This is a genomic window from Pseudomonas sp. PIC25, from assembly GCF_002286785.1.
Lineage (GTDB): Bacteria > Pseudomonadota > Gammaproteobacteria > Pseudomonadales > Pseudomonadaceae > Pseudomonas_M.
The window spans coordinates 45,463-57,569 of sequence record NZ_MUJY01000047.1; the positions used below are offsets into that span (position 1 = coordinate 45,463).

General features: G+C 64.1%; 8 protein-coding genes. 5 read left to right on the forward strand and 3 right to left on the reverse strand.

What is annotated here, in order from left to right; translation table 11 throughout:
* Position 1: 1 nt before the first annotated feature.
* The 5 genes from tssH (at position 2) to BZL41_RS04780 (ending at position 6,840) form a co-directional block, all read left to right on the forward strand.
* Positions 2 to 2,551, forward strand: a complete 2,550-nt coding sequence (gene tssH / locus BZL41_RS04760) for a type VI secretion system ATPase TssH (RefSeq protein ID WP_095598233.1) — start codon at positions 2 to 4, stop codon at positions 2,549 to 2,551.
* Between the two features lie 6 nt (positions 2,552 to 2,557).
* Positions 2,558 to 3,226 (forward strand): endonuclease/exonuclease/phosphatase family protein, encoded by a 669-nt coding sequence (locus BZL41_RS04765; RefSeq protein ID WP_095598234.1) that lies wholly within the window; start codon positions 2,558 to 2,560, stop codon positions 3,224 to 3,226.
* A gap of 53 nt (positions 3,227 to 3,279) precedes the next feature.
* Positions 3,280 to 5,286 carry a type VI secretion system tip protein VgrG gene (tssI, locus tag BZL41_RS04770; protein ID WP_095598235.1) on the forward strand — a complete coding sequence of 669 codons (2,007 nt, stop codon included), beginning with the start codon at positions 3,280 to 3,282 and terminating at the stop codon, positions 5,284 to 5,286.
* A gap of 1 nt (position 5,287) precedes the next feature.
* A complete protein-coding gene (locus BZL41_RS04775) occupies positions 5,288 to 5,842 on the forward strand; it encodes a toxin-antitoxin system YwqK family antitoxin (protein ID WP_095598236.1) in 555 nt (184 codons plus the stop codon).
* 503 nt (positions 5,843 to 6,345) lie between these two features.
* The gene (locus BZL41_RS04780; RefSeq protein ID WP_174706132.1) at positions 6,346 to 6,840 is read left to right on the forward strand and encodes a BRO family protein; all 495 of its coding nucleotides are present in this window, start codon (positions 6,346 to 6,348) and stop codon (positions 6,838 to 6,840) included.
* A gap of 67 nt (positions 6,841 to 6,907) precedes the next feature.
* Here BZL41_RS04780 and BZL41_RS04785 read toward each other — a convergent pair whose 3' ends face one another.
* The 3 genes from BZL41_RS04785 to BZL41_RS04795 all read right to left on the reverse strand — a co-directional run bounded on the left by BZL41_RS04785 (position 6,908) and on the right by BZL41_RS04795 (position 12,093).
* On the reverse strand, positions 6,908 to 7,300 hold the full coding sequence (locus BZL41_RS04785; RefSeq protein WP_095598258.1) for a DUF4280 domain-containing protein: 393 nt from the start codon (positions 7,298 to 7,300) through the stop codon (positions 6,908 to 6,910).
* A 155-nt stretch (positions 7,301 to 7,455) separates the two neighbouring features.
* Positions 7,456 to 11,034 carry an EAL domain-containing protein gene (locus BZL41_RS04790; RefSeq protein ID WP_095598237.1) on the reverse strand — a complete coding sequence of 1,193 codons (3,579 nt, stop codon included), beginning with the start codon at positions 11,032 to 11,034 and terminating at the stop codon, positions 7,456 to 7,458.
* A gap of 3 nt (positions 11,035 to 11,037) precedes the next feature.
* Positions 11,038 to 12,093, reverse strand: a complete 1,056-nt coding sequence (locus tag BZL41_RS04795; protein ID WP_095598238.1) for a chemotaxis protein CheB — start codon at positions 12,091 to 12,093, stop codon at positions 11,038 to 11,040.
* Between the last annotated feature and the right edge of the window lie 14 nt (positions 12,094 to 12,107).

Below are 12,107 nucleotides of genomic sequence, written 5' to 3' on the forward strand. Positions count from 1 at the left end.
CATGGAACTCGGCACCCTCATCGGCCGGCTCAACGCCGATTGCCGCCGCGCCCTGGAACGCGCCGCCCAGCGCTGCATGCAGCGCACCCACCACTACGTCGAGATCGAGCACCTGCTGCTGGAACTGCTGGACATCGAAGGCGGCGACTTCGCCTGCCTGCTGCCGCGCTTCGGCCTGGAACGCGACGCGGTGGAAGCGGAGATCAATAAGTCACTGGAACTGTTCAAGGCCGGCAGCACGCGCACCCCCGCCCTCTCCACCCACACCATCGGCCTGCTGGAAGACGCCGTGGTCCAGGCCAGCGTGCTCGGCCAGGGCAGTATCCGTTCCGGCCTGCTGCTGCTTGCCCTGCTCGACCGTGAAGAGCGCCGCACCCTGTTGCTCAGCAGCGCCTCGTCGCTACTGCGGATTTCCCGCGAGGCGCTGCGCGCCAACCTGCTGGAATGGACCGAGCCCTCCCGCGAAGCGCCGGTTGGCGCGCGCAAGGCATCGACGAGCAAACGCACGGAGGCGCCGACCGAAGACTCGGTGCTCGATCAGTACACCCAGGACCTCACCGAAGACGCCCGCAACGGCCGCATCGACCCCATCGTCGGCCGCGACAACGAAATTCGCCAGACCATCGACATTCTCCTGCGGCGCCGGCAGAACAATCCGATCCTGGTGGGCGCCCCCGGCGTGGGCAAGACGGCGGTGGTCGAAGGGCTGGCCTTGCGCATCGCTGCCGGCGACGTACCGCCGCCGCTGAAGGAAGTCAGCGTGCGCGTGCTCGACCTCGGCCTGCTGCAAGCCGGCGCCGGGGTGAAAGGCGAATTCGAGCAACGGCTGAAAGGCGTGATCGATGCGGTGCGCAACGCGGAAAAACCCATCATCCTGTTCATCGACGAAGCCCACACCATGATCGGCGCCGGCGCCGCCGAAGGTCAGAGCGACGCCGCCAATCTGCTCAAACCCGCCCTGGCACGCGGCGAGCTGCGCACCATCGCCGCCACCACCTGGCTGGAATACAAGAAGTATTTCGAGAAGGACCCGGCCCTGGCCCGGCGCTTCCAACTGGTACAGGTGGAGGAGCCGGACGAAGCCACAGCGGTGGAAATGCTGCGCGGCGTCGCCGCCAAACTGGAACAGCACCACGGCGTGCAGGTACTGGACGCGGCCATCCATGACGCGGTGAAGCTGTCGCACCGCTACATCTCCGGCCGGCAGCTACCGGACAAGGCCATCAGCGTGCTGGACACCGCTTGCGCGCGGGTCTCACTCGGCCAGCACGACGTTCCGCCGCCGCTGGAAAGCCTGCGCCACCGCCAGCAAGCCCTGAAGGAGGAGCTGGAGCGCCTGCGCCGCGAGCAGACCACCGGCCAGGACCACAGCGAACGCATCACCGCCCTGGAAACCGAATCGGCCGGCAACCTCACCGCCATCCGCGAGCTGGAAACGCGCTGGGCGGAAGAGCGCGAAGCCGTGCGCGAGCTGCTGGAAGCCCGCCGCGAACTGCTCGCCCTCAGCGAAACCGCCGACGCCGACAAGCCCGACGAAGAACTCGACGGCCGAATCGACCACCTGGCCGCCGAACTGCTGCGCCTGGAAGCTGGCCTGGACGCCATCCGCCAGGACGAACCGCTGGTCCCGGAACAGGTGGACTCCAAGACCGTCGCCGCCGTGATCGCCGGCTGGACCGGCATCCCGGTGGGCAAGATGCTCGCCGACGAAGCCCACGCCGTGCGCACCCTCGGCCAGCGCCTTGGGCAACGGGTGATGGGCCAGGACAGCGCGCTGAATACCATCGCCCAGCGCATCCAGGCCTACCGCGCCGGCCTCACCGACCCGGCCAAACCGGTGGGCGTGTTCCTCCTGCTCGGCCCCACCGGCGTCGGCAAGACCGAAACCGCCTACGCGCTGGCCGACGCCCTGTATGGTGGCGAGCGCAACCTCATCGCCATCAACCTCTCGGAGTATCAGGAAGCCCACACCGTCAGCCAGCTCAAGGGCGCCCCGCCCGGCTACGTCGGCTACGGCTCCGGCGGGGTGCTCACTGAAGCGGTGCGCCGCCGGCCCTACTCCGTGGTGCTGCTGGACGAAATCGAAAAAGCCCACCCCGACGTGCTGGAGGCCTTCTACAACGTCTTCGACAAAGGCGTGATGGAAGACGGCACCGGCCTGGTGGTGGACTTCAAGAACACCGTGATGCTCGCCACCAGCAACGTCGGCGCCGAACTGGTGCTGGACACCCCCACCGACCAGCTTGGCAGCGACGCCTTCAACGAACGCCTGCGCAAGGTGCTGCTACAGGCCTTCCGCCCCGCTTTCCTCGCCCGCATGACCGTTGTGCCCTACCGCCCGCTGGACGAAGCGACGCTGGAAGGCATCGTCCTGGCCAAGCTGGAAAAACTGCGCGAGCGCTACAGGGCCGCCACCGGCAAGCAATTCGACTTCGACCCCGCCATCGTCAAGGCCGTGCTCGCCAAGTGCAGCGCGGCAGGAGCGCGGGATATCGAGAACGTGCTGATGGCGCAGGTGACGGGGAAGTTGGCGGAGTGGGTGCTGGAGTAACGAAACATGAAAATAGGCAGTTTTAACGTTGAGAAGAACGGGCTTTCCTCCACCGACATCAAACAGAGCCAAGTCGATACGTTTATCGACAACTGCTGCTCAAATAAATATTGGGACGCAGACCTCGTCTTCATTTGCGAGGTGCACTCCGGGCAGCTTGAAAACTATCGGTCGAACTTGAGTGATAGATATCCAAGCTACAACGTTTCAGCTTTTGCAGGGGGGTACTCGAATGGCTACATCGTGATGACGAAAGCTTTCCAGCGGATTGAGGTCGTTGCCCAAGGAAACCTGAAGGGGCTCAATAGAGAACTCATCGCGGTGTATGCAACCGGAGTCGACGGGTATACCGGATATGTATTTCTCGCACACTTTAAATCCGGGCAGACCAACCTGACCCAAAGCCAATTGATGAACTGCACGGCCTTGGATGGGAATTGGGTCGTCACCGGTGATTTGAATTACGAGTATGCCAATCTCAAGAAGCTCAACCCGCCGGGTATTGGCTACGAGTGCTGGAACGGTCAAGCCACCCAAGCAAAGGGGGGCATCCTCGATTGGGTTCTCGCCTCACCCAATGTCCAGGTGAAACCTGTCGACATAACCGGTATGGGTAATGAATTCGACATGAGCGGACCAGACCACCGCCCCATTCTTTTCGAGGTCAAATCCTGAACCTGGCCACACTGACAAAAATCCTGCTCCCACACGGATAGTCGAGACTCTGGATGCCCCGTCCCACCGACACCACCACCAGCCTTTCCCTGACCGCCTCGGCATTGGCAGACCTGTATCCGGAAACCTTGTCCGGCAGCGAATCCCTGAACACTCTCGGCAACCTGGCACTGGGCGGCTACAGCGCCACGGCACTCACCCTGGCAGATGCCATCGCTACCCATGCCACCGCCACTATCCACAACGACGCCAACCAGCGCCCCCTCGACGCCTTGGTCGCCGAGGTCCACCAGCTCCCCGCCGATGCCACCGCCGACCGCTACCAGTTGGTCCTGCGCCCCTGGCTCTGGTGGCTGACGCTAGCCAGCAACAACCGGGTGTTCCAGAACAAGACCACCGACGAGATCGTCACCGCCGTGTTCGACGGTCATGGCTTCAGCGATTACGAATTAAAGCTGACCGGCAGCTACAGCCCGCGTGAATACTGCGTGCAGTACGGCGAGACGGACTTCGCCTTCGTCTCGCGGCTGCTGGAGGAAGAAGGCATTTTCTGGTTTTTCACCCACGAGGCGGGCAAGCACACACTGGTGCTGGGCGATAGCAACGACGCCTTTCCGCCCTGCCCCAACGCCACCACGGTGAACTACATCGGCCAGCGGCCGGGGGAGCGAGAGTTGCATGGCATCCGCTCCGGGCAGTTGTGTTTGCAGGCGGTGGCCGGCGGATATCGAGCGACGGATTATGAGTTCACTACGCCGACCACATCGCTGTATGGCCAGGCCGAGGCGGTGGCCGGGAGCTTTTCCGTCTACGAGCACCCGGGCGGCTACTCCGCCAAGGCGCGGGGCGACGCATTGGGCAAGCTGCGGGTCGATGCGCTGCGTGCCCAGGAAAAGCGCTTCATCGGCGAAAGCGATTGCCGCTGGCTGGTGCCCGGCCACTGGTTCACCCTCGCCGGGCATGACGATACGACGTTGAACATCGACTGGGTGGTGACTTCAGTGATTCACGACGCCAGCCACGAGCACTACCGCAACCGCTTCGAGGCCATCCCCAAGGCCACCGCCTACCGCCCGCCACGGGTCACGCCCAAGCCGCGCATGCACACCCAGACCGCTGTCGTGGTGGGCAAGGCCGGGGAGGAAATCTGGACCGACGAACACGGCCGCATCAAGATCCAGTTCCCCTGGGACCGCGACGGCCAGAACGACGAAACCGCCTCCTGCTGGGTACGCGTGGTGCTGCCCTGGAGTGGCAAGGGCTTCGGCATGCAGTTCATCCCGCGTATCGGCCAGGAAGTGATCGTCACCTTCATCGATGGCGATCCGGATCGCCCGCTGGTCACCGGCTGCGTCTACAACGGCGACAACACCCTGCCCTATGCCCTGCCGACAAACCAGACCCAGTCCGGCATCAAGACCAACTCCAGCAAGGGTGGTGGCGGCTTCAACGAGCTGCGCTTCGAGGACAAGAAGGATGCCGAGGAAGTCTTCCTCCAGGCGCAGAAGGACATGAAGGTCAACGTGCTCAACGACAGCACCGCCACCATCGGCCACGACGAAACCCTGACGGTGCAGAACGCCCGCACCCGCACGGTGAAGGAAGGCGACGAAACCATCACCCTGGAAAAGGGCAAGCGCACGGTGACCATACAGACCGGCAGCGACACCCTGGACGTGAAGGACACCCGCACCGTCAAGGTGGGCGGCGACCAGACTCACAGCACCGGCGGAAATTACAGCCACACCGTCAGCGGCAATTACGAGCTGACGGTGGACGGCAACCTGACCATCAAGGTGACCGGCACCCTCACCTTACAGAGCGGCGGCGACTTTACCGCCAAGAGCGACGCCAACCTCACCACCCAGGCCGGCATGGCGCTCACCGACAAGGCCGGTACATCCATTACCAACCAGGCGGGCACCTCGCTGGACAACAAGGCCGGGACTACGCTGACCAACGACGCCGGCGTCAGCCTGACCAACAAGGGCGGCGCCGAGCAGACGGTGGACGGCGGCGGCATGCTGACCATCAAGGGCGGGCTGATCAAGGTGAACTGAGATGCAAGACGGCAAACCCTCCGGAAATGTCACCTTGCGTCGGGGCGACGCGCAGTTGAACGGCACGCTCATGGACGGCGAGCTGGATGGACCGGTGCGCATCGACGACAGCGGCCGGCCGCTGGCCACCCTCAGCTACCGCCAGGGCGCTCTGCACGGCCCTCTGGTGATGTTGCACCCCAACGGCAAACCCTCGGCGCGCCTGAACTACGCCAACGACCGCCTGCACGGCCCGGCCAGCTTCTATGCCGAACAGGGTTGGCTGCTACGCCAGGCCAACTACCGCGATGGGCTGCTCCACGGCGAAGTGAAGACCTACTTCAGCGACGGCACCTTGGCCGAGCTGGAGCACTATCACACCGGGCAGTTGCACGGGCTTTACCAGCGGTTCCATGCCAACGGTCGCACGGCATTGCGCTGCACCTATCGGCAAGGCGTGCTGGTCGAACCGAAACAGGGTTTCGCCGAAGACGGCCGCCCGCTGGACGACGACGGCAAGCCGGTGTCCCGCCTCATCTGGTGGTGGCGGCGTTGGGGCGAGGCCTCCGAGGTATAGGCGTTTCCCGTTTTTTGTAGGAGCCAGCTCTGCTGGCGAAGCTTTTGTGCAAGGAAATTCGCGAGCAGAGCTCGCTCCTACAAAAGCGAAGCCCGAATTCGCCCCTCCACGTGGTGCGCCGTAGCCCGTATAAGCGTCGGCGCAATCCGGGAAGCGCTTCCGGCATCGAGGTTCGACTGGCTCCAAAAAACGCGAGCGCACGGCGCTCCCGCTTGTTCTTCCCCGCATCCCGACCTATTCTGCGCCGGCCACGGTCAATCCGTGGCCGGGTTTGACAGCCCGAAGGAATAGGCGCGATTGCGCCAGAGGTGCATGCGAAAACGGCGTATGTTTTTGCAGGCCCCCGCACGTATGCAGGTTTATGCAGCGTCATGGCGGATCGCGTGGGGAGACCCTCGGGTCTGCCGGGCTCCTATTCCCCGGTCTGTCAACCCTGCGCGATTCGCCACCCTTCGATTGACAGCGAAGCGTGGTGATTTCCTTGGATCGAATAGGAGCACCACATGGATCGAGATTTCACTCCCCTTACCTTCCTCCGCTACAACCGCCCACTGCGTGGCGTGATGATCGACAACCAACCCTGGTTCGACGCCCGCGACTTCTGCCGCCTCCTGGGGCATCGCCATCCGGAGCGAATCAGCCGGCTGATGGAGGACGATCAGATTCGTACCGTTCACTTCCTCCACGCCAGCGGCGGCGAAGAAGAGGCACAGGTCATCAACGAATCCGGCATCTACCGCGCCCTTGGGCGCTTCCCTCACCCGGAAAACCGCAGCCTGCGCCGCTGGCTCAACGTGGAGGTGATCCCGGCTCTGCGCGATGCCTTCTCGGCCGATACGCAACAGCCCCGCCGCACCCAAATGACCTGGGCCTCGCAGCGGGTGAGCCTGCTGGAATGGCAAGGCAAGCTGTGGGTACCGCTGGACAGCCTGCCGTGGTTTGGAACGCGGCCGATGGAGGAGGCTGGAGGCGGCTTGTTGAAACGCTGGTTGCGCTGAAGCCGGCGAATAAATTCACCCCTACACGTGGTGTTTCGTCCCGGATAAGCGTCGGCGCAATCCGGGTCTAGGGAATCAGCATCTGCACCTGTCCGGGGTAGACGACCTTGATCACCCCGGCCCAGGTACACATCAGCGAGCTATTGGCATCCAGCGCTGGCATGTTGCCGAGCAACAGGGTCGGTGCCCCCGGAATCCAGGGCGTGGCGGTGGCGGGAATGCAAGGCATGGGCGTCAACGCGCCCATGGCCGCGGCGGTGGCCGCTGCGACGGTGGGATTGGCGAGGCTCTGGCACATGCCGAAGGTGGTGATGTTGACCAGCGGGATGTAGTCCATGATGTTCGCCGCCGGCATGCCGCCGATCAGCGTCCGGTTCACCGGCAGCACGTTGAGCGTCGCGGGTGCGGCGCCGAAGCTGCATTGCAGTGTGGCGCCGGAACACACGTGCGGGCATCCCATCCTGTGCATCTCCTTGTCGGGCTCGATGACGAACGCCGCAAGCATAGCCGCTTTTCTGGCGAAGCTTTTGCGCAAACAATTCGCGAGCAGAGCTCGCTTCTAACACGCCCAGTTTCATCGCTACGCCCCACCGTTGACGGCTCGCACTGGCTGCCTCACTCATTGGAAATCCTCAACTGCTGGCGCATCCGCTGGTTTTCCCGCTGCAGTTCGCGCAGGTGGAAGGCGTCGCGCAGTTGGTGGCGCAGGTCGTCCGGTTCCCAGGGTTTGCTGATGAAACGGTGGATGATGCCCGAGTTGATGGCCTTGAGGATGCTCGGCACTTCGCTGCTGTTGCTCAGGGCCATGCGCACGATGTCGGGGTAGATGACACGGACCCGGCGCAGCAGGTCGACGCCGTTGGTATCGGTCAGGCGCAGGTCGGTCAGGATCACGTCGACCGGGTTGGTGGCCAGCAGGCGGAAGGCTTCCATGCCGCTGCCGGCGATGAGCAACTGGTAGCTTTCCAGGCCCAGCTCGCGTTGCAGGATCGACAGGCTGTTGGCCTCGTTGCCGACGATCAGCAGGTAGTGCTCGGCGCTGTCGAGGATACGTTCCGGCAACGAGAGCAGGCCGCCGCTCTGCAGGAATTGCAGGCAAGCCTGGGCCGGAAGCGGCGGTGAGTAGAAGTAGCCTTGCAACTCGTCGCAGCCGGCACGGCGCAGGAAGCTGAGCTGCTCGGCGCTCTCCACGCCCTCGGCGATCACCCGGATACCGAAGTTGTGGCCGATGGAGATCATCGAGCGGGTCAGCGAGGCGCTGTCTGGCTCGGTCAGCACGTCGGCGACGAAACTGCGATCGATCTTCAGCTGGGCGAAGGGGAAGCGTTTGAGGTAGCCCAGCGAGGAGTAGCCGGTGCCGAAGTCGTCGATGGAGAAGCGGATGCCCAGGGCACTGAGCTGCTGCATCTTGAGCAGCACGTCCTCGGCGTTGTTCATCAGGATGCTTTCGGTCATCTCGATCTTGATCAGCCGCGGCGAAGTGCCGGTCCGGGTGAGGATTTCCGCCACCCGGGCGACGTAGTTGGCTTCCATGAAGCTAATCGCCGAGAAGTTCACCGCGATGGCGAGGTCGCGCGGCAGATCGCTGCGCCACTGGTGCAACTGGTGGCATACCGCTTCGAGTACATAGAAGTCGATGGCGACGATCCAGCCGGTTTCCTCCGCCAACGGGATGAAGTCCATGGGCGGCACGATCTTTCCCTTGCGGCTCCAGCGCACCAGAGCCTCGAAGCCACACAGGCGGCCGTTGTGCAGGTCGAGTTGGGGCTGGTAGACGACCAGGTATTCGCTGTGTTGGAGGGCATAGCGGACATCCCGCTCCAGCTCGAGGCGCTTCTGCACCTGGGCGTTCATCTCCGGCATGAAGGCGCAGATGCGGTTTCTCCCCTGGTGCTTGGCCTGGTACATGGCGGTGTCGGCGTTGCGCAGCAGCGTGCCGGCGTCTCGCCCATCGCTGGGGAAGCAGCAGAAGCCGATGCTGCAGCTCACCACCAGCTCCTGGCCTTCCAGCTCCATGGGCTCGGCGATGCGCTCCTTGAGGTGTTCGAGCCAGGCGATCTGCTTGTCGAGCTGGTCGGTATGGGCCAACAGGATGATGAATTCGTCGCCGCCCAGGCGCGCGACGGTATCCACCTCGCCGACGTTTTCCAGCAGGCGGGCGGCGACCATGCGCAACAGTTGGTCGCCGGCGTTATGGCCCATACCATCGTTGATCAGCTTGAAATGGTCGATGTCGAGGAAGGCCAGGGTGAAGGAGGTGCCGTCGCGACTGGCGAAGGCGATGGCCTGGCGGATGCGGTCGTGCAGCAGGTTGCGGTTGGGCAGCCCGGTGAGGCTGTCGTGGTTGGCCTGGTGTTCGAGTTCTTCCTGGTAGCGCTTGCCGGCGGTGACGTCGTCGAGAATGCCGACGAAATGGCTGACCTTGCCCCGGTCGTTGATCACCGGCGCCACCTTGAGGTCGTTCCAGAACTCGGAGCCGTCCTTGCGGTAGTTGCGCAACAGGGTGCCGCCCTCCTCCTCGGCGCGCAGCGCCCGGCGGATGCTTTCCAGTTCCGGCTGCTGCCGGTTCTCGCCCTGCAGGAAGCGGCAGTTGCGTCCCAGCACTTCGTCGGCGCTGTAGCCGGTGATGCGTTCGAACGCCGGGTTGACGTAGACGATCGGCTGGTCCGGCTGTTCGTTGTCGGTGATGACGATGGCATTGACGCTGGCTTCGATGGCGCGGGTGCGGATGCGAATGTCCAGGTCGCGCTGGCGCTGGGCGGTGATGTCCTGGATGACGACGATGGCACCCTGGACCACGTCGCCGCTATCGAGGAAAGGCACCGCCGAGTTGAGGATGGTCTTGTGCTCGCCGTTGAAGGTTTCGATGTCGATGACTTCGTTGCGCAAGACTTTGCCGTTGCGCACCGCGCGTACCATGGCCCAGTCCTCGCCGGACAGCGGCTCACCGGTTTCCGCCCATCGCCCCTTGTATTGCCCATAGCTTTCCAGCCCGGCCGGCATGTTGCCGCCCCAGATCAGGCTGCTCTCCGGGTTGCTCATGATCAGCCGGCCGTCCTTGTCGGCGACGAAGACACCCACCGGCAGGCTGTCGAGGATCTTGCGCAGCAGCGCCTCGCTCTGTTGCAGGGCCAGGGTGCGCTGCTCGACCAGTTGCTCCATGCTTTCGAACAACCGCGCCCGGCCCAGTGCCATGGCCAGTTGGCGGCCGATCGAAGCCAGGGCGTTCAGCGCATCCTTCGGCCACTCCTGCGCTCCGCTGTGCACCACATTGAGCATGCCGATGGTCTCGCTGCCGAGCACCAGCGGGATGCTGGCATGGTATCCGTCGCCCACCCGCTCCAGCGCCGGGCAACCGAGGATGTTGCTCGGCGTGTTGAGCCGGTCGCTGAACCAGGCGTGCCGGCAGGGGCAGTTGGCGGCACAGCGCGCCAGGTTTTCGAGCGAGTAGTCGCGCCCCTTGCCATAGGCGCCGCCGACCCGCACGGTTTCGCGTGGGTCCTTGGGGTCGCAGAGCAGCAGCCAGGCGCCCTTGGCATCCGGGAAGCTGAGAATGCGCTTGAGCGCGGCCTCGATGACGCTCTGCTCGCTCTGCGCGTCGGTCAGGCCGGTGGTGAAGTGGAACAGGCTGTTGAGTACCGAGTTGGTCTTCGCCAGTTCGTCATGCTTGGCCTGCAGTTCATGATTCAGCCGCACGCCCTGCTCATAGGTGGATATCAGCAGGTCGAGAATCTGTTGCCGGCTCGCGGTGATGAAATGCCGCTCGCCCTCCAGCACCACCTCGACACCCATTTGCACCCGTTCATGGTTGCGCAGTTCGAGGTTGACCAGGAAATAGCGGATGCGCGACATCAGGTACTTCTCGTCGAAAGGCTTGACGATGAAGTTGTCGGCGCCCGAGGCCAGGCCGTGCACGACGTCGCGGGCATCCGCCAGCGAGGTCACCAGGATCACCGGGATGAACTGGGTTTCGGGCTGGCTCTTGAGACGACGGCAGAGTTCGTAGCCGTCCATTTCCGGCATCACGATGTCGCTGATGACGATGGTCGGGCGACGCTCGGCGATGCTGGCCAGGGCTTCGACGCCGTTATGCGCGACCCTCACTTTGCAGCCGGCGGACTCCAGCAGGTATTGAAGCTCCGTCGCCTGGGTCGGGCTGTCCTCGACGACGAGGATTTCCGCGTTGCTGTACATGGCTTACTCCTTGTTGCCCTGGACAACCGGACTTGTCTGCGCCGCGAGCCGGTTCAACCTCTCGGCGATTTCCTTGGGGGGAAGCACGTATCGCGCGACTGCCAGCGCCGCCCGGGGCATGGAGTCGATCACCGCGCTGGAAGGTTCCTGGACCAGGGTCAGGGCCCCGGCCCGGAACAGTTCCGCCAACCCATCCGCACCGTCCCGTCCCATTCCCGACAGTTGGATGGCAATCGTGTGCCGGCCGAAATGCCGGGCCAACGAACGGAAAAGATAGTTCGCCGAAGGCCGGATGTAATCCTCGGGAGGCGCATCGTCCAGGAATACGCGACGATTCGCGTTGAAACCGAGGTGGAAACCGTCGGGTACTAGGTACACCTGGTTCGGTGCCAACGCCTGGTCCTGCTCGGCGAGGCTGACCGGGATCGGCGTGAAACCTGCCAGCCAGTCGCGGAAGCTGGGCATGAAGCCCGCAGCGATGTGCTGGACGATCACCACGGGCCACGGCCACGGCGGCCGTACGGCCTGCAGCAGGGACTTGAGCGCCACCGGCCCGCCGGCGGAAGCGGCGATGGCGACGATCAGCGCGGGGGCCATGGCTATCTCACCGCCTTTCTCCGGTGCCGGCTTTTTACGGGCCTTGCCGGCGAGCCGCGAACGACGAACAATCTTGACCTTGGACATGCTGCGCAGGGTGCGCAGCAACTCGTCGACGCGCTCCTGGAACCCCTCGACGCTGGGGCCGCCGGGTTTTTCCAGCACGGCCAGGGCGCCCGCCTCCAGGGCGCGGATGGCGGTTTCCGAGTCCTTGGGATTGGCGCTGGCGGTGATGACCACCACCGGCAAGGCATAGCGCTCGAGTATCTGCGCCGTGGTTTCGTAGCCGTCCATGCCCGGCATATGCACATCCATGGTGACGATGTCGGGCGTGAAACGCGCCAGCACCGCCAGGGCCTGCTCGCCATCGGCCGCCTCCATCACCTCACAGCCTTCGCTTTCGAGAATGGCCCGCAACAGTTGGCGCAGCACCGGTGAATCGTCCACGATCAGCACACGCATGCGCTCGTCCCTCA